Annotated in this window: 15 protein-coding genes and 1 rRNA gene; 2 read left to right on the top strand and 14 right to left on the bottom strand. The window is 40.8% G+C overall.

Features of this window, described 5'->3' with window-relative positions; all coding sequences use genetic code 11:
* Positions 1-3: 3 nt before the first annotated feature.
* On the bottom strand, positions 4-1,110 hold the full coding sequence (locus BM398_RS16085; RefSeq protein WP_026654543.1) for a cation diffusion facilitator family transporter: 1,107 nt from the start codon (positions 1,108-1,110) through the stop codon (positions 4-6).
* Between the two features lie 169 nt (positions 1,111-1,279).
* Here BM398_RS16085 and BM398_RS16080 point away from each other — a divergent pair, with 169 nt between their 5' ends.
* Both BM398_RS16080 and BM398_RS16075 read left to right on the top strand, forming a co-directional pair.
* Positions 1,280-3,277: a TaqI-like C-terminal specificity domain-containing protein gene (locus BM398_RS16080; RefSeq protein ID WP_092339205.1), complete on the top strand. Its 1,998-nt coding sequence runs from the start codon at positions 1,280-1,282 to the stop codon at positions 3,275-3,277.
* A 70-nt stretch (positions 3,278-3,347) separates the two neighbouring features.
* Positions 3,348-4,376 (top strand): 3-deoxy-7-phosphoheptulonate synthase, encoded by a 1,029-nt coding sequence (locus tag BM398_RS16075; protein WP_092339203.1) that lies wholly within the window; start codon positions 3,348-3,350, stop codon positions 4,374-4,376.
* Between the two features lie 86 nt (positions 4,377-4,462).
* On the opposite strand, the gene BM398_RS16070 is transcribed toward BM398_RS16075, so the two are convergent.
* The 13 genes from BM398_RS16070 to BM398_RS16010 all read right to left on the bottom strand — a co-directional run.
* Entirely contained in the window at positions 4,463-5,062 is a 600-nt protein-coding gene (locus BM398_RS16070; protein WP_092339201.1) for a cytidylate kinase-like family protein, read from the bottom strand.
* Positions 5,063-5,086: 24 nt separating this feature from the next.
* A complete protein-coding gene (locus BM398_RS16065) occupies positions 5,087-6,439 on the bottom strand; it encodes an ArsB/NhaD family transporter (RefSeq protein ID WP_026654538.1) in 1,353 nt (450 codons plus the stop codon).
* Between the two features lie 142 nt (positions 6,440-6,581).
* The gene (locus BM398_RS16060) at positions 6,582-8,225 is read right to left on the bottom strand and encodes a hypothetical protein (protein ID WP_092339199.1); all 1,644 of its coding nucleotides are present in this window, start codon (positions 8,223-8,225) and stop codon (positions 6,582-6,584) included.
* 120 nt (positions 8,226-8,345) lie between these two features.
* A complete protein-coding gene (locus BM398_RS16055) occupies positions 8,346-9,257 on the bottom strand; it encodes a tyrosine-type recombinase/integrase (protein WP_092339197.1) in 912 nt (303 codons plus the stop codon).
* On the bottom strand, positions 9,244-10,530 hold the full coding sequence (locus tag BM398_RS16050; RefSeq protein WP_242949839.1) for a diaminopimelate decarboxylase: 1,287 nt from the start codon (positions 10,528-10,530) through the stop codon (positions 9,244-9,246). Before BM398_RS16050 ends, BM398_RS16055 begins: the two co-directional genes overlap by 14 nt.
* 20 nt (positions 10,531-10,550) lie before the next feature.
* Complete coding sequence (locus tag BM398_RS16045; protein ID WP_092339193.1) at positions 10,551-12,785, bottom strand: ABC transporter substrate-binding protein; 2,235 nt, start codon at positions 12,783-12,785, stop codon at positions 10,551-10,553.
* Between the two features lie 157 nt (positions 12,786-12,942).
* Entirely contained in the window at positions 12,943-13,620 is a 678-nt protein-coding gene (locus tag BM398_RS16040; RefSeq protein ID WP_026654534.1) for a uracil-DNA glycosylase, read from the bottom strand.
* Positions 13,621-13,642: 22 nt separating this feature from the next.
* On the bottom strand, positions 13,643-14,404 hold the full coding sequence (hisF, locus tag BM398_RS16035) for an imidazole glycerol phosphate synthase subunit HisF (RefSeq protein ID WP_026654533.1): 762 nt from the start codon (positions 14,402-14,404) through the stop codon (positions 13,643-13,645).
* 13 nt (positions 14,405-14,417) lie between these two features.
* A complete protein-coding gene (hisH, locus tag BM398_RS16030; RefSeq protein ID WP_092339191.1) occupies positions 14,418-15,035 on the bottom strand; it encodes an imidazole glycerol phosphate synthase subunit HisH in 618 nt (205 codons plus the stop codon).
* Between the two features lie 53 nt (positions 15,036-15,088).
* The gene (locus BM398_RS16025; protein ID WP_092339189.1) at positions 15,089-17,458 is read right to left on the bottom strand and encodes a midas domain-containing protein; all 2,370 of its coding nucleotides are present in this window, start codon (positions 17,456-17,458) and stop codon (positions 15,089-15,091) included.
* Positions 17,455-18,273 carry a hypothetical protein gene (locus tag BM398_RS16020; protein ID WP_092339187.1) on the bottom strand — a complete coding sequence of 273 codons (819 nt, stop codon included), beginning with the start codon at positions 18,271-18,273 and terminating at the stop codon, positions 17,455-17,457. The genes BM398_RS16025 and BM398_RS16020 overlap by 4 nt, the downstream gene beginning before the upstream one ends.
* A gap of 117 nt (positions 18,274-18,390) precedes the next feature.
* Entirely contained in the window at positions 18,391-19,296 is a 906-nt protein-coding gene (locus tag BM398_RS16015) for a chemotaxis protein (RefSeq protein WP_026654527.1), read from the bottom strand.
* A 272-nt stretch (positions 19,297-19,568) separates the two neighbouring features.
* Positions 19,569-19,894, bottom strand: a 23S ribosomal RNA gene (locus BM398_RS16010); the annotation flags it as partial.

The following is a 19,894-nucleotide window of genomic DNA, read 5'->3' as shown; positions in this document are numbered from 1 at the left end:
TCCTCAATCCGAGAAATTATAGTCCATAAGGACTTCCACAACATACTCGGGATACATCTCCTCAACACGCTTTGAAACCTTGGAAAGAACTTCTCTCTTGTTCTTCGCCTCTATATCGATAACAAGGTCAAACCTTATCTCCTTTGTCTTGTGGTTCATGTAGAAACCGTGAATCTGCAAAGCTTCATCGTAATCGCTGACAAGTGCCGAAATCTTCTTATGCGCCTCTACAGCGACTGAATCACTTGTATTTGTTGAATAAACAGATATTCCACCCATCATAATTCCCGTGTCGATGAACACTTTCTTGGCGATAACCCTGTCGAGCGCATCGATCTCAACAGCTGAAAGCGTATCGGGAATCTCAACATGCGCTGAACCTATAAGCTTCTCGGAGCCGTAATTGTGAATGATAAGATCATAAACTCCTCTTACTTCTTCAAGCTCGTTTATACTGGACTTTACCTTCTTTGTAAGTTCAGGCGTAATCCTCTCTCCGAGAGTCATGCTCACGGTATCGCGAAGCGTCTCAAATCCCGTCTTTATAATGATAAAAGAGATCACAACTCCGATGTACGCTTCAATACTAAATCCCGTTGTGATAAAGATAATTGCCGCAATAAGCGTAGCTGCCGAGATTATAGAATCATTCAGCGCATCTTTTCCCGACGCAACAAGCGAATCCGAATCAACCTTCTCTCCCATCTTCTTGGTATATAAACCAAGCACGATCTTCACAACGATCGCAGCCGACACGATAACAAGTGCGGGCGTCCCGTAGTCAGGCGTCTCAGGATGAATTATCTTAGTTACAGACTCCGTAAAAGAAGTAATTCCGGCATACAGAATAATTATTCCGATCACCATCGCCGAAAGATACTCTATCCTTCCGTAGCCGTAAGGGTGCTTCCTGTCAGGCTCTCTTGCCGAAAGCTTCGCTCCCACAATCGTTATAACCGATGAAAAAGCATCACTCAGATTATTGACGGCATCCATCGTTATCGCAACCGAATGTGACAACACTCCCACAAATGCCTTAAACACCGACAGCAAAATATTTGCCGCAATTCCTATAATACTTGTCCTTACAATACTTTTAGTCCTATCCATTTTAGGTGCCTCTCATAAAAAATTTGTATAATCGATAATAACTACACAAACTCAGTTTAACACATATTCCGTACATATATTCATCATTTATGCAATTTCACTCACATCTGCATATATATACCGTAATCCGCTCTTGAAAAAAATTCGCATTCCCTCGATAATTGTTTCTATGGACAAACAAGAACAAACTTCTATCAAAAAGGATATGATCTCAATCGACGAAACTGCCGAAATATTGGGCATTTCTTCAGCGACGGTAAAAAACTGGATAAAGCTTCAAAAGCTCTCCGCCACAAAAGCCTCTAAGACATATCTTCTTAATAAAGAAACCGTTCTAAATCTTAAAGAAAACCTTGCAGACTCCGACCTTCTAAAGCGCAGAAGAAACAAGAGTACCGCAAACGGCCGATTCATCCCCAAGTCATACATCAGCAAAGCGTCGATAAATTACGATACGATATGTTCCGTAATAAAGGCCCTTGGCGAAGACAATGCCCTTACCGAGGATGAATTCCTTTCAATCCTTGCCTACTACGGAAGGTCTTTTCTGGATACTCTTTTACTTGATAATTCGGGTAAAAAAAGACTTATCTCCCCTTTACATAATGAAACAGGCGATTCTTTCTCACGCCTTACATCAATATTAAAAGAATATCCGCTCACATATACGGAGGGTGAAGATACGCTCGGCATGCTCTACATCTCGCTTCGCTCGCTTAAGACAAAGAAAGCATCGGGAGCCTATTACACTCCCTTCTTTGTTGTAGATAAATGCATAGAAAACCTGCATGCGGGCAAAGCCGAAACAATCTGCGATCCGTCCTGCGGAACTGGCAACTTCCTTTTAAGACTCCCAAAAGACATTCCGCTTTCGAATATCTACGGATACGACATAGACGGCACGGCTGCTGCCATTGCAAGGATAAACCTCGCAGTCAAATACGGCATTAAAGATAACGGCGATCTCGATATATTATTCAATAACATCAAAGCCGATGATTTCCTTATGCCTTCCGAAAAAGGCGCATCTACGCAGGAATTTGACCATATAATCGGAAACCCGCCCTGGGGCTACTCTTATACCAAGGACGAGATTCGTAACCTTGGCGAAGTCTATAAGTGCGCCCGCGTCACGGGAAATCCCGAGTCTTTTTCTATCTTTACAGAAAGAGCTCTGAGCCTTTTATCAGACGGAGGAACCATGTCTTTTGTCCTCCCCGAAACACTTCTGGGCGCCGGAGCACATGAGAATATAAGAAGCATCATCGCCAAAAAGGCACACATCTCCTCCCTTTATTATATGGGCGAGATATTTGATAAGGTTCAGTGCCCTTGCATACTCCTTACGCTTAGGACGCCTGCCGGTAAAAGTCATACGACCAAAGTCGCTTTTTACAAAAAGAGTCTTTCATCAAAGAACACTTTCAATCCGGCAAAGAATCTTTTCCCCGAAAGACTGATACTTTTAAAAAGCTTTGAGACTGTGTGCGAAAGCCTTGATACAAGCTCTTTTCACATGCTATCTGACGATACCGAAAAAAAGATACTTGATAAGATCGATAAAAGCGACCACTTCACGCTTAGAGGAAACAGCGAGTTCGCCTTAGGGATTGTTACGGGAGCAAATAAAGCTCTTTTATCTCCCGTTAAAAAAGCGGGCTTTGAAGAGATCATAAAGGGCTCCGATATTGATAAATATGCAATTAAGAAGATCACCAACTTCATAAAGTACGAGCCCGCAAAGTTCCAGCAGATTGCTCCCGAAAACATGTACAGAGCAAAAGAAAAACTCCTGTACAAATTTATCTCAAACACGCCGGTCTTTGCATATGACGACGGGCAGCGCCTTTCGCTTAACAGCGCAAATATACTGATTCCCAAGGTCAAAGGATACAGTACGCTTTTTATACTTGCGGTTCTTAATTCGCCGGTGATCTCTTTTTACTACTCTCATACCTGCAAGAATATGAAGGTTCTGAGATCCGAGATTGAGAAGCTCCCTATTGCGAAGTGCAATCCTGCAGAAGAAAGAGAAATATCGTTACTTGCGAAAAAAATTATCGATTCGGACGATCCTTCCGTATATATGGCAAAGATCAACGCCAGAATTGCCGCGCTTTATAATTTAACTATTGACGAACTTGATATAATAACTAAAAACAAGTAAATAAAGGTTTACTTTTACAGTTTAAAGTGCTATAGTATCATTCGAATATTTATTCATGGAGGACATATTGATGTCATTTGATTACATACAGAAATTACCCACTCCCGATGAGATAAGGGATGAATTTCCTTTAACAAAAGAACTTGCCACTCTCAAGGCTGAAAGAGATGCCATGATCAGTGACGTTTTTACAGGTAAAAGTGATAAATTCCTTGTTATCGTTGGTCCCTGCTCTGCAGACAACGAGGATGCCGTATGCGACTACGTTTCACGCCTCGGAAAACTTAACGATAAGGTTAAAGATAAGCTTATCCTTATTCCAAGAATATATACAAACAAGCCTCGTACAACAGGTGAAGGCTATAAGGGAATCACTTCCCAGCCCGATCCCGAAGGAAAGACAGATTTCCGCGCAGGTCTCATTGCCATGAGACATATGCAGATCAAGGCCATTCAGGAATCAGGTCTTACTGCTGCCGATGAAATGCTCTATCCCGAGAACTGGGGCTACATCGCTGATATCCTTTCATACGTTGCAATCGGTGCACGTTCTGTAGAGGATCAGGAGCACCGTATGACAGCCAGCGGATTCGACGTTCCCGCAGGAATGAAAAACCCTACAAGCGGAGCTCTCGGTGTAATGCTTAACTCAGTATACGCTGCTCAGCAGTCTCACTCTTTCGTTTACAGAGGCTATGAAGTTAAGACAAACGGTAACCCTCTTGCGCACTGCGTGCTCAGAGGTTCAAACAATAAGCACGGCCAGTCAATCCCGAACTATCACTACGAGGATCTTAGCCTTCTTTTACAGCTTTATAACTCAAGAAACATTGTTAACCCTGCTGCCATCATTGATGCAAACCACAACAATTCAAACAAGCAGTTCAAGGAACAGATCAGAATCGTTAAAGAGGTTCTTCACTCAAGAAACCACAACAACGATATCAAGAATCTTGTTAAGGGTGTCATGATCGAGAGTTACATCGAGGAAGGTTGCCAGAAGATCGGTGAAGGCATCTACGGTAAGTCAATCACAGATCCTTGCCTTGGATGGGAAGACACAGAACGTCTCCTTCTTGACGTTGCCGAGTTAGTCTGATACTATCGCGTCTTATCTTATTAAAAATCAAAGGTGCAGAAGAAATGAATTTTCACTTCTCTGCACCTTTTTATTTCTATTTATTATCAGTCCATTTTTGCCATGCGGGCTTTTATATACCCTTCGATTATATCTACCGTTTCATCAATTCCCAGTTTTGAGCTGTTGATTGAAAAATCATACAATCTTGAATCGCCCCACTTTCCCTGACAATGGTAATTATGATAACGCTTTCTCTTTTTATCCTTCTTAAGTATAAATCTGGTCGCGTCATCTTCATCAAGTCCGTAAACTTCCATAACACGTTCAATCTTCTTATCCATATCACCAAGGATAAAGAATGAGATCAATCCCGGATATTTTTTCAGCTTTGTTTCAGAGCATCTGCCGACAACAACAAAGGACTCTCCGCTCTTTGCCTTCTCTTCCATAACATTAAACTGCATTTCAGCTATATTGTCCTCTATCGAGTTGCTGTAGCCGTTTACACGTCTTGAAACGAACACATTCTTCGGAGTTTCGTTGTATTTCGCAACAGCCTCAATTGTCATCCCCATCTTTTCAGCAATCTCTGTAATAAGATGACGATCGTACAAAGGAAGATTAAATCTTTCCGCTAATTTTTCTGCAATAACTCGTCCGCCACTTCCAAATTCACGTCCAACAGAAATAATGATCTGAGACATAAGCACACCTCCTGAATATTACTATTATAAGTATATTACAAAAAGATATATTGTTGAAATGATCAAAACCAAAACTGTTGCCGGAGCAAGTTTTTTGCAATAGCGTCCCCATGTTACGGGATGTCCGTTCTTAGCCGCAACAGAGGTACCTACTACATTTGCGGATGCACCGATAGGTGTTGCGCTTCCGCCGATATCTGTACCGATAGCAAGTGCCCATGCCAATGTATTTATAGGCATTCCCGAAGCAGCAGCAAGATTCTTGATAACGGGAACCATTGTTGCCGCAAAAGGAATATTGTCAACGAACGCACTTGCAATTGCAGAAACCCAGATGATAATCGCTATCATCATTCTGCTGTTACCGCCGCTGATGTGTTCGATAAATGAAGCAATGATATCAAGAATCTTTGTTTCTTCCAAACCGCTTACAACAATAAACAATCCGATGAAGAACACAAGTGTCTTGTAGTCGACTTTCTTAATGATCTCTTTTGCATTCTTGCCTGCAGTCAAAAGTGTAATCACCGCAATGAACAATCCTATAGTCGCAACTGTAAGATGTGTTGAACCATGTGTTATAAGAAGCACTACAGCGCATCCGAAGATCACACTGCTAACAATGAAATCTTTCTTATTAGTGATTGCTTCCGACGGATCGGGCAATTTACTCATATCAATTTCTTCGTCACTTGTTGATACAAGCTCTTTTCTGAATGCGAAATACAAAAAGATAACAGATACAACCAGACTTATCCCGGCTATAACACCTGTATTTGTAAGGAAATCAAAAAATGATAATCCAAGAGATGTACCGATTATGATATTCGGAGGATCTCCGCACATTGTCGCACTTCCGCCAAGGTTGGCGCAAAATATTTCCGACAATATCATTGGTACGGGATTAAATTTAAGAAGCTGCGCAAGTTCCACAGTCACAGCTGCCAGAAACATGATAACGGTAATACTGTCAATAAACATTGAAAGTACTGCTGCCATTATTGTAAACGTGATAAAAATCGAAATGGTCTTACATTTGACCAAGAAAGCTATCTTCATGCAAAGCCAACGGAAAAATCCCGCTTTAGCCATTCCTTCAACCATTAACATCATACCTGCGATAAACATAATGGTTGCCCAGTTAATTCCCGCACTCTCCGACTCTTCGATCTGATACCAGAAATCACGGGTAAAAAAGTCCTTAAAGGCAAGTGTATTCAGTATAGCTTTGATGTCCCCCATACATATACCAAAGACGACGACAAGCGTCAGAATACCGCTGCCCAGTGTAACATAATGCCTTTCAATCTTGTCCATAACGATCATAACGAACATTCCGACAAAGATGATGACGGCAAAAATCTGTGCTGCTAACAAAGTATGTCCTCCCACCAATTCTTTTATCTGCCAGGCAAGCCACACCCCCTACGGGTAATATGCCTGCCTGCCAAAAATAATCCTTCAAAAGAATAACACCTGGAGAATTTTTATACAATACTTTATTGTTAAAAATATCACACTAGGACAATTTTATTATTTTAGATACGACACCGTCATCATTATAGTACAATCTTAACTTCTTAGCGCCGCTCTTAATATAATTCTCAAAATCCGCTTTGGTCTTTGTAGTATCGTCTTCTACATAATCTACATTGTCTGCAAGCTTATATTCAAAGGTATTCTCTCCCTTTACTTCTTTTCCGGCTTCAATTTCACCATTACCATTTGACACCCCTACACAATTTACGGATAAGATGTCATTTGCGTAAGTTGCCTCAACATCAATATAATTCTCTGTTGTAGGAATATCATCAATGACATTTACTTCGCCGCTTCCCGTTATCTCAAGATACTTCATCTTAAGCATTCTGTAGTTTGGCCTCCAGCCTACATCGTAGATATCATATCTGACATAATTCGGAAGCATCATATATACATTATCTCCGATCTTGGTAACGGCATCATCCGGAACCTCCGACCAAAATCCTGATTTCTCATTGCGGCAGTTTACAAAATCTTTTACTACAGTCTTGATATTATCTTTATCTTCATAATAGATTAAAGGAGCTTTTTCATTCGTATCCTTTTTGCCATCGTAATATTCATTTCCAAAAGAATAAGTTCCCCTAAGCTCATCAACTTTAAGCTGTCCGTCGGAAGTAATGTACATATTACCATCATCCGATACCACATCGCTCGTATCGTCATACAACACTTTCATGCTGTTTTCTGTTCCTTCCTTTGCAGAAAAGATCATTCCCGCAGCATAAAATGAAGCTGAGCCTTCATAATCCGAATAATGTATGTATATATTCTCTTTATCTTTCAATACATCCTTTATCTGCCAGTTAGCAGGAACGTCTTCACCAATAGTTTTTACCGGCGTTGTTTTTCCAAGACAAACTTCTTTATTTGTTTCCGGATCATATTCGTAAAAAGTCTCAACTCCATCCCCATCCATGCAGTAATATAATTTGCCGTCAATAAATTTCACTGCAGTATAATAATCCTGGGTTTCCTTTGACATCAGCTCTTTATCATCTTTATATACGTTCAAATGATTTATATTTGCTTCCTCAGGCTTATCAAAGACATTGACAACAATAGCCCCCGTCTTTTCATCCATGCTTAATAATTCGCCTGCTATGTCTTTAGAATGATCAACTTCCTTGGTATCAATATTTACTCTGTATACAGTATAATCATTATTCTCACCATCATACTTTTTCAGGTAAAAGAATCCTTTGTCATAATACAGTTCACCATATCCATCATCCTCCATAAATACTTCCGTACTCTTTGTGGCAGGATCATAAATACAGATTTCTGACTTTTTTGAATGTATCGAATCTATATACCCCATTCCAAGCATTATATACTTCTCATTCAAAGTCGATTCCGAAAACGTATCCTCATCATATCTTCTAAAATAAACTTTCCCGTTTATACTCACAAAATATGATCCGTTTCCGATAACTTCATCGTTCTCGTGTGCTTTGCGCACTGCTGAATCGTCTCCTGCTTCCTGATTGCCGCTATCTTCTGCTTCTGATGACGCTTCTTGTGTCACCTGTTCTTCTGCCTTCGGAGCTTCACTTGTTTTAGCGCATCCGCAAAAAGTCATTGTAACCAGCATTAATGCCGCTATTACTTTTTTCCTCATCTTTTCTCTCCCTGTATCTTTTCTGAATTTTTATTTGGCAGGAATTTCCTATCAAATAAAAAATAAGAGGACTTGTGTTACTCACAAGCCCCCTCTAGTATCTAATGCCATTTTAGCACATTATCTTATTCTTGCCCACTCATACGGATCTTTGGGCGCATTTTCTTTGCTCACATATTTCGCCAAGGTATTGCTCGGCGAAAAGCCCATCATATCCTGAATAGCTGAAATTTCCGCACCGTTCTTAACAAGATGCGCCGCAAATGAATGTCTTAATGAATGCGGCGAAATATCCGTACTTACACCTGCTCTCTGTGCATAGAATTTAACAAGCTTCCACACCCCCTGACGGCTAAGCTGTTTACCGTCACAGTTAAGAAACACATAGCCATTATCTTCTCTTTTTCCAAGTAATGCCTTTCTGGCCTCAAGAAGATAAGATGTAACGGCACTTCTTGTCATCTTTCCATACGGAATGACACGGTCTCCTTCCTCCGATTTCAACTTAGGAAGAATGATACATCCAAGTCCCATATCAATATTACTGAGTTTGAGCGAAATAATCTCCGAAACTTTAAGTCCCGTGGAATAAAGCATCTCAAGGATTGCCTTATCTCTCACTCCCTTCGGACTGTCACTGAATTCCTGATTCAAAAGATCCATAGTCTCGGTATCCGAAAGAATTCTCGGTGTCTTTTTGGACACAGAAACAGAAGGACTTTTTATGACCTCCGCAGGGTTATCCGGGATATTTCCGTTCTCAACAAGAAATGCAAAAAAATTCTTGATTGTCGTGTTATATCTAACTATTGTAGACACAGCCATCTTCTTTTCTCTAAGAAGAGCCTGGTACTCCGATATAATATCCTCTGTAACTTCAGTTATATTATGTACTCCGCGTTCTTCAAGAAAACGAACGAACAACAGAGCATCATGTTTGTATGAACCAACCGTGTTTTCAGAATAATCTTTGACGCTTTTAAGGTACTCGATAAATGCGTCAACAAGACATTCCATTTCAGATTTTACCATCTACCAATTCACCTAATCTGCTGTACACATCAAGGCAGTCAAGTGTTGCATAATAATCCATAGGAGTCTCAGCTCTTCGGATAAGTTCAACACTACCGCCCTCTCTGAGAAGCAATTCCGCACTTTTTAGTTTACCGTTATAGTTGTAACCCATTGCATAGCCGTGGGCACCTGTATCATGAATATAGATATAATCTCCCATATCGATCTTGGGAAGTTTTCTGTCGATAGCAAATTTATCGTTGTTCTCGCAAAGTGAACCTGTCACGTCATAAACATGGTCGCAAGGCTCATTTTCTTTTCCGAGAACAGTGATGTGATGATATGAACCATACATAGCGGGACGCATAAGGTTTACCGCGCAGGCATCCACACCAATGTACTCCTTGTAGATGTGCTTTTCATGAATAGCCTTTGTAACAAGCGCTCCGTAAGGTCCCATCATGAATCTTCCCATCTCTGTAAAGATTGCTACATCATCCATTCCTTCGGGAACAAAGATCTTATCGTACTGAGCCTTTACGCCCTTACCGATCTCATAGATATCATTCGGTTCCATATCGGGTGTATAAGGAATTCCTACACCGCCTGAAAGATTAATAAATGCGATCTTTGCGCCTGTAGCTTTCTGTACTTCAACAGCAAGTTCAAAGAGCTGACCCGCAAGCTGAGGGTAATACTCGTTTGTAACCGTATTACTTGCAAGGAAGGCGTGAATTCCGAAACGCTTTGCACCCTTACTCTTAAGAATCTTAAATGCTTCAATAAGCTGATCCTTTGTCATTCCGTACTTGGAATCGCCCGGGTTATCCATGATTCCGTTACTCATCTTGAACACTCCGCCGGGATTAAATCTGCATGAGATTGTCTCAGGAATCTTACCGAGTGTCTTTTCAAGGAAAGCAACATGTGTGAAATCATCAAGATTTATAATTGCTCCGAGCTTGTCTGCAAGTACAAACTCCTCTGCGGGTGTATCATTTGACGAGAACATGATCTCGCTTCCTTCTGCTCCAACCGCCTTACTGAGAATAAGCTCTGTCTTGGAGGAACAATCAAATCCGCAACCGTTCTTTCTGAGTATGTCAAGAAGTACAGGATTAGGATTTGCCTTTACAGCAAAATATTCCTTGAATCCCTTATTCCATGAAAACGCGTCATACACTGCCTTTACATTATTTACAAATCCCTTCTCATCATAGATATGGAAAGGTGTGGGATACTTCTTTACTATATCTTCAACCTGTTCTTTAGTTACAAATGCTTTCTTCATTACTTCCTCCATAAAAATAATTAACTATTTTCATTTATATAAACTGTGACTCTGTTTTGGATTATGTCTGCCACTTCCTCTGCTGTCTTTTGGCCACAGTAAAATGCCGAAGCTTCTTCAGCTATTATATGGGTAATTTCAGTATTCATACAATCCAGTGAATTTATGGATACTGCATAATCATAGAACTTACTCACTTCCTCTTGAGATAACGGTTTCATTTTCACTGACACATGATTTACCTGATCCCATAGCTGAGCACTCTCATCGTTATCGCTTTTTTCCTTTGTAGCTTCCTGCAGCTCTTCTTCGAATTTTTGTTTTACAGTGGAAAAACCACTGAAGGAAGCTTCTTTGTCCGATAATATGAGATTTTTTACAAACTCAAGTGCAATATCCTTATGAGCCGTGTTGCTGTTTACAGCATATAATTCTCCGGATATAGACGCAATGTTTTCTCTGCTGTTATTTGGAAAGCCTACAAGCTCGATGTCATCATTAAATACAAGTTGCTTAAGTCTTGCATATTCATTGATATCCGAAAAAAGTACTCTATAGTAGAGTCCTTTGTCCTCGGCATAGCTCTTATCTATTTCTGCAAGATTGCTGCGTTCGCTTACTTTATCCGGAAACTTATTTATAAACTTCAAAAACTCAATAAACTCAGGATTATTAAAATTGCACTTTTTTTCATTCCAATCAATACACTTATCTGCATAATGCGGCATAAGTAAATTGCCATAAGTTTTATCATGATTGGATCCAAAAGCTGTTTCGTAATCAGTGCCGTTTCTCTTTATAAGATCATCAAGCTCATTATATGTAAGTGATCCATTTCCCTTGGCAAATTTTGCTCTGACAACACATGTTGTGACCTTAAAAGATGACAAAAACGTATACATTTTACCATCATATTTCATCATCTCGGCGATATTCGGAAGAATTTCTATTCCCTCCAATGCTCCGCCTTTATCGAATTCAGGTGTAAGATCAAGAAAGATTCCCTTATCAACGTACTTTTTTACATTTCCTTCAACATTGATAATATCGGGCGCTTTTCCGGATATTATATCCATATCCAGTTGCTTTCTTGCTTCTTCCAGATCATCGCTCGGATATAACTTTGAATAATCAATGACTTCTATTTCATACTTGTCATTGGATCTGTTAAACTCCATTACTTCGCTTTGAACATCCGGCTCAAGCCACATGGTTCCCAAAGTGATTTTAGTCTTTTCCGAAATTCCATCGGGGTTTTCTTTGGATAATCTTAAAAGAGACGTATCATCACCTGAACCCACCGGTAACTCTATAACAAAATCGGTATCACTCAGTGCAACAGCTTGCCACTTGTTTCCACCTGCATACTCTGTTGCCGAATCGATGTTTGAAGCTCTGAAATCAAGCAGTTTATTCTTTTCTCCGGAGTCAGGATCGTATTTATAAACTCCGTCTGTCCATATAGCAAACAAATTGCCCTCTTTATCTGTAAAAAAGGAATACTGAAGCGTATCACTTATACCACTAAGCGCTTTGTCAGCCGTCTTCTTTTCAAGATCGATAATTACATTGGATTCACCGGTTCCCTCATGATATATCATCAGGATACGATCACCCGATAACATTATAAATGAATAAATAATACCGTAATCGTCGTAATCACCAATAACTTTTTTATCAACAAGCATCCCAAAGCCGTTCTTCTCATCATAAGTCTGAATTCCGTTTGGAGTGCAAGATACAAGTCCGTATTTTTCACTCCACGCCAAACCGCTTATTTCCGAGTTTCCGCTAAATTCTTCGGAAACATCCGCTTTAAAAAGCTCTTTTCCCGTAGAATCAAACTTACCAAGAAAAACTTTATCTTCTCCGGAAGACTTATCCAAACATTGCAGATACGCGTTTCCTTCTCCGTCGAACGCACAAGCTGTTATATTACAACCTGTATCAAAAGCCTGTAGCTGTGTGCCGTCAGGATTAAATGAAATGCATCTGCCCTTTCCGTCTTTGGAATTGGCAGTAAGCATAATCTTTTCATTTACATAATAGGCTGAAACAATATCTTCACCCTTATCAAGAATACCTTCAAGGTCTTCCTGTTTAAAAACATGTTCCTTATCAACCTCTCCGCCTTTGGAAACAGCGCTGGCTCCAACAGAAGAACTGTTCTTATTGCCGCATCCGGAAAAAGACGTTACACCTAAAGCAAAAACGATGATGCAACATGCAATTCGTTTTAATTTCCTATTTATCATTATGCCTCACTAAAAATGTCTGCTTTACAAGTTAATTAATTACACGAATGCGAATTCATTTACCACTTTAACATGGTAGTGCATAAAAATGCAAGAAAAAAATTCTATCGCAAAATCGATTTTTATATAGAAAAATACTGAATTAATCAGTACTTCTTTAGATATCCTCAATCTGCCAGTCTATCGGCTCCATACCGTTCTGCTTCAGGAATTCATTGGCCTTACTGAAATGTTTGCAGCCAAAGAAGCCTCTGTATGCAGAAAGTGGACTCGGGTGAGGTGCCTCGAGTATCAAGTGCTTAGGATTATTGAGCATGCTCTTTTTCATCTGGGCAGGTCTGCCCCATAGCATATAAACTACCGGTCTGTCCTGTTCGTTTACTTTTCTGATAATAGCATCGGTAAACTCTTCCCAACCTCTTCCTTTATGAGAGTTAGCGGCATGGGCTCTTACAGTCAAAACGGTGTTTAGCAACAGCACGCCCTGATCCGCCCATTTTTTCAGATAGCCGTTATTGGGAATCTTGCAGCCAAGATCGTCATTTAATTCTTTATAAATATTCACAAGAGACGGCGGCGGATCTGCCTTGCCGGGAAGCACCGAGAAAGAAAGTCCGTGAGCCTGTCCGGGCTCATGATACGGATCCTGTCCAAGGACAAGAACCTTAACTTTCTCAAGCGGTGTCAAATGAAGTGCATTGAATATATCCTCTGAATCGGGATATATAACATGAGTACTGTATTCTTCTTTTACAAACTCAAATAGTTTTTTGTAATAATCTTTATGAAATTCGTCGCTCAATGCCGGCAACCAGTCATTTGAGATCATTGCCATTGTAGTCACAACCTTCTTTCTTTTATAGCCTTACTGAAACGCCTTTGCTCCTTAAGTACTTCTTTACATCACATATCTCAAGTTCCTTGTAATGGAAAAGAGAAGCCGCAAGAGCCGCATCTGCCTGGCCAGTTGTAAGTGCATCATAGAAGTGCTCCATTGTTCCCGCTCCGCCTGAAGCAATTACAGGAACATCAACAGCTTCCGATATCTGCCTTGTAAGCTCTATGTCATAACCGGCCTTGGTTCCGTCGGCATCCATACTTGTAAGAAGTATTTCTCCCGCTCCAAGTTCAGTTACTTTCTTTGCCCATTCTACGGCGTCAATTCCCACATCGATTCTTCCGCCGTGCTTATAAATATTCCAGCCTGAGCCGTCTTCTCTCTTTTTTGCATCAATCGCAACGACAACGCACTGGCTTCCGAATTTGTCGGCAGCTTCAGCAACAAGCTCCGGCCTGTCAATTGCAGCGGAGTTCATCGAAACCTTGTCAGCACCTTCTCTGAGGATTGCCTTTACGTCATCAACTGTTCTGATTCCGCCGCCAACGGTAAAGGGAATGAAAACTTTTTTGGCAACTTCCCTGACCATGTCAGCAACGGTTGCTCTTCTTTCATTTGATGCGGTTATATCCAGGAAAACAAGCTCATCTGCGCCGGCCTTGGAATATGCTTCTCCGACGGTAACAGGATCACCTGCATCCTTCAAATTAACGAAATTTATTCCTTTTACAACCCTGCCGTTATTAACATCGAGACAGGGAATAATTCTTTTTGTATGCATACCTGTGCCCTCCTTATACCGCCAAAAAGTTCTTAAGTATCTGCATTCCTACCTCAGAGCTCTTTTCAGGGTGGAACTGGCAGGCAAATACATTGTCTTTTTCAACGGAAGCTTCAATGCGAACCGAATAGTCGGTTGTCGCTGTAACGATGCTCTTATCTTCTGCCTGAAGATAATATGAATGAACAAAGTATACATACGATTCGTCATCGAGTCCCTTAAAGAGTTTACCCTCTCTTGGGAAAGAAAGATTGTTCCAGCCTATATGAGGCACTTTGTAATATGTTCCTTCTTTATCTGTATTGGGAATTCTTACGATTTTTCCACGCAAAATGCCCAGGCCGCTGACTCCCTCCGATTCCTCACTTGAATCGAACAAGAGCTGCAGTCCCAGGCATATTCCCATAAACGGAATGTTCTTATTTATCACCTCTTTGATAGGCGCTTCCATTCCGTATTCCTCTATTTTTTTCATTGCATCGGAAAAAGCTCCGACACCGGGAAGTACAACGTGATCTGCTCTGTATATTTCTTTCGGATCTCTGGTGATGACAGTATCGGCGCCCAAATACTCAAAAGCCTTTTCAACGCTCTTTATGTTACCGGCATCATAATCAATAATTGCTACCATCAGGCATCAAACCCCTTTCAATACTTTCGATGCCTTCGGTGACAATATGCAGATCATTCTTCAAACATCCCTAAAACTTCCATGATTCTGATAGTATAATCTCTGTCTTTCTTTATGGAATTGATCTCATTGATATCTTCCTCAGAAAGACCATAGTTCTCTGAAAGCAACGATTCTATACTATCGTACACGCTAGTCACTTGAATTTCAACATTAAACTTTGTTGCCTCTTCAAGCAGGCCCTCTTTATTGCGTTCTGCCATAAGGAGCATATCAAGAGCTTCAACGTCCTTATTCATGGACTTGTAATTCTCGTATCCGTTAAGATATCTCTCTGCCCATGCGATTACTCTTGACCTCTCATACATGGTCTTCTGCTCAGTTGTCATTGTTTTTCCATGGAAGAGCTTATATGCACCTATGAAATCACTCTGAACATATGCAAGCTTAGCTTTATCCGTCGCAGTTTTGACGGGAAGTATAAGCGCCGGAATACATACGAGAATTCCAAGGCTTGCCGCAAAAACTCCGGAAACAACAATCTTCTTCGGCGCTATAGCCTTACTTGGCGGAGCCGGCTCTTCGGGAGCCTTAGGTTTCTTTTCTTTCTTAGGCTTCTTTTCCTTCGGAGGCTTCTCCTTCTTAGGCTTCTTCTCCTTAGGCGGTTTCTTTGCCTTCTCTTTTTTCTTCTTCTCTTTCTTTGGCTTTGGAGCTCCTCCCTCTCCAAGCTCAGCAAGAACCTTCTGATTTTCATCGGTAAGGCTTGCAAGCCCTTCCGTACCGAAGTCTTCAAAATCATCGTCTTCTTCGGTAAGTACTCTGAGGAGCTTTTGAAGAAAGTTTTCTTTGCGATGCTTTCTGTGCTTGCCATGCTCGTGTTCTTCAGAATTATCTTCATTTTCCGGAAGACCCATGTCAGGAAGTGCCGAAATTGCATCAAGCGCAAGGTCCGTTCCAAGGTCGTCAAATCCCGTTTCGGTAATCGCATCAAGAATATCTTCTTTACTGATTTCCTCTTCCTGGGGTCCAAGTTCCTGGTCAAGATGTGCCGTGTCTTCAAGCGACTCAACTTCATCGTTGGCAAGACTGTTCATAAGAGCATCGAGATCCGGCATAGAAACATCTTCGGAATCCTGAATTATCTCTTCTGCAGATATTTCCTGCGGTTCATCGCCAAGAATCTTGGCAACTTCTCCCTCAGTTGTCTCATATGACTCGTTCATACCGCCAAGAAGCTCATCTAAGTTCGCTTCAAGATCGTTAAGATTAATATCGTCTTCTGAAATTTCATCAAGTCCCACAGGGGAATGATGATCATCTTCTTCTATAAAACCAAGATCTGTAGCGGATACACTTATTTCTTCGTTATCGGAAGCTCCCTCATCACCGGGTGTTTCCAATGCATCCACTGCATCTCCTTCATTAGATGTATCTGCAGTCTCAGGTACCGAACCATCCGCATCAGCGTTTCCTTCACCTGTAAGTTCATCCATGTTTAAAAGACTTTCAAGTTCAGAAAGACTGTCTTCCGAGACCATCCCGTTGGCCCCTTCTTCGCCTGATGGTTCCTCTGAAGGAGCACTTTCTCCGCCTGCTTCTTCACCTGCTTCCGCGTTTGATGCCTCTTCATCAGGTGTTTCTTCATTTGTCTCGTCAATAGTAAGGTCATCAAGACTTTGCAGATCCAATACATCATCAGATGAATTCGGCGCACCTACTCCCTCTGCCTTTCTTTCTCTGTCGATGATATCGCTAAGGCTGCTCTCCTGTCCGTCAGGCGATTCCATCAAACTTCCTCCCGGCATATCGTCGAGAAGATCTGTAAGGATTTCTTCAGGAGTCTGATCTGCATCAGATTCTTTTTCCATAATTAAATTAGTGTCATCCGGAAGATCCACCTCCGGAGCCATTTCCGCTAAAGCATCAACAAGCTCCGAATCATCTATAATAGGGACTGTCTCCGCCACTTCAGGGATAACAATATCCTCCTGCGCAGCTTCTTCACTTACCGAAACATCATTCTGTCTGTCAGCTTCATTTTTTTCCGCATCGGCAATTGCTTCATCCAAAGCAATCTCTTCCGCATCACGAACATCTTCTTCCGTCGGTTCATTTCCAACTGTAAATGTCGGGATTTCCGGATCTGTGGGCTTTTGAATATCGTCAAGAAGACTTGCAAGCGAATCGTCAATCAGTTCATCTCTGTCGGCTTTATCCATAAGCTCGCCGACTTCCGCAATTTCCTTATTACCGGTTGAATTATCTATGAGCGCACCAATATCCTCCGATTCACTGTCAAGCAGTTCAGCGGAGTTCTCACTGTGGGCTTTAGAAGACATTCTGCTAAGTGCCGATTGAGGATTACTATTTGATTTTGCTGAATTCAACAAGCTGTCGAGATATTCCTCATCACTAGACTTCATAGTCCTTTACTCTCCTGCATAATATAGTTAACAGAATTCATTTTGATTGATTCCGTTTTATCCTCTATCTCCGGGATGTGCTGGTATAACCTCTCATGAACCCTTATGAGATGTGCTTTCTTATTTATAAAAGTCACTTTCTCAAAAGGCCATCTGACAACAGTCGGATACTCAAGTCCGACACCGAGTTCAAGAACAAGCAAATTGGAATTTAATGTGTTCGTCAGATATTTCTTGTAAATATCCCAATTGCCAAGATATGCACTCTCATTGTATTTAATGTTGTTATATTCCTGTCTCTTCTGATTAAGATAAAGCTCTTTTCCGTTCATAACAGGTTTGGAAAAAGATATATCGCCGGAAAGAACTCCGTTATCCGATACGATAATATCGTGAATCTTATTTACAAGAGACATAAATTCTTCGCATTTATCGGCACTGTACAGTTCACCGTCCGATTCATCGCTCTGAAGATACATGCAATTGCCGCATGGATACACGCTTTTTGCTGGATCAAATCCGAACAAAAGCGCATCCTGAAAGCAAATATCACTTACAAGAAAATGCTTTTTATCTCCGATAAGCTTTTTGAGTCCTTTATATGCACTCTCAATTTTCTCATCGGAATTGTAATATGCGTATTCATATTCGATCACGGGTAAAAGCCATTCATTGCCTTCTTTGCCCGAATACTCGATTATCTCTTTATATCTATCGTCATTTTTGAGTCCGTTCTTGACCCAATTCCATTCATTTCCTATTCCGATTATGACAAAATCTGATTTTTCTATCTGCTCTAAAAGTGTTTCGGCCATTATATTTTGGAAAACCTCTGCATTTTATGAATAAATTAAAACACTCCCCTTATTGAGACAGTCACTGAAAACTCGTTTCATAACTGAGCCAACAAAGGGAGTTCAAGTCAGTACGTATCAGCGTGCACTTGGTGCATTTACAAGTTCATCGATAACAGCAACGAGATTTCCGATCTCAGGCTTTGAAAGCTGTCTGTCAGCACCCAAAGATTCGCCTTTTCTTCTCATCTCTTCGTTAACCAAAGAAGAGAATATGATAAGCGGAATCTTCTTAGTAGCATCATCGCTCTTAATAAGCTTGGTAAGTCTGTGTCCGTCCATGATAGGCATCTCGATATCGGTAATGATGCACTTTATATCATCAAGAGTTCCTTTTTCCTTACATGATTTAATGTAATCATAAGCAAGCTTACCGTTTTCGAAGTGGATTACATTGTTATATCCGGCCTTATTAAGTGAATCAACAATAAGTCTGTTAAGAAGCTGTGAATCCTCTGCAAGAACAATCGGTACCTCATTTCTGGGTCTTGTTCCGATCTCTTCAAGAGCATCCATATTAAGTCCTGTATTAGGGTTAATATCAGCAACAATCTTCTCAAAATCAAGAATAATAATAAGCTGATTTTCAAACTTTATAATACCTGTGGAGATACTCTCCTCAGTTTTAGAAATTGTAGCATTTGGCTTAATAATATCAGCCCATGATACTCTGTGAATACCAACAACCGCATCTACGTGGAATGCGATATCGAGCTTATTGAAGTTTGTAATAATGAATAATCCACCGGGCTGAGAAGCACCACGCTGTAAACAGTTCCTTAGGTCAATCGCCGTAATCATGGTGTCACGCGGCATGAATATTCCTTCAATACTCGGATGAGCATTAGGTACCGGTGTAACCTCCTGATAGACAATTATTTCCTTGATCTTAGCAACATTGATTCCATAGCAATGGTCATCAATCTTAAACTCAAGGACCTCCAATTCATTAGTTCCGTTTTCAAGCAGGATTTTTGATTCCATTCTCTCACCTCACGTGTAAATATAATAGATTAGGATTTTTCGCTTAGAAAAATTCAAAAAATCGAAAACTATCAGATTAAGTATATCTTTAATTAGTATAGCATAGTTTTCTGAAAATAAATACAAAAAAACTAAAAAGACGGGCAGTTGACCATCTTTTTAGTTTTCATTAATAACTTTTTTATACTTTAAATTAATTATTAAAAAAAGATTTGTACTTTCAAAACCGAACACTGAATTATCTCTTCCAGATTTATCTATACACCTATCTTTTGGATAAGCCCTCGACCTATTAGTACACATCAGCTGAACATGTTACCATGCTTACACCTTGTGCCTATCTGACCTCGTACTCTACAAGGGGTCTTACTGCTGAAGCAGGGATATCTCATCTTGAGGGGGGCTTCACGCTTAGATGCCTTCAGCGTTTATCCCGTCCGGACGTGGCTACCCAGCCTTATGCATCTGGCGATGCAGCTGATACACCAGCGGTCCGTCCATCCCGGTCCTCTCGTACTAAGGACAGCTCCTCTCAGATATCCTACGCCCGCGCCGGATAGGGACCGAACTGTCTCACGACGTTCTGAACCCAGCTCGC

Source organism: Butyrivibrio sp. M55, from assembly GCF_900116865.1.
Taxonomy (GTDB): Bacteria; Bacillota; Clostridia; order Lachnospirales; family Lachnospiraceae; genus Butyrivibrio.
This window is presented reverse-complemented; position numbering and strand designations above follow the sequence as displayed.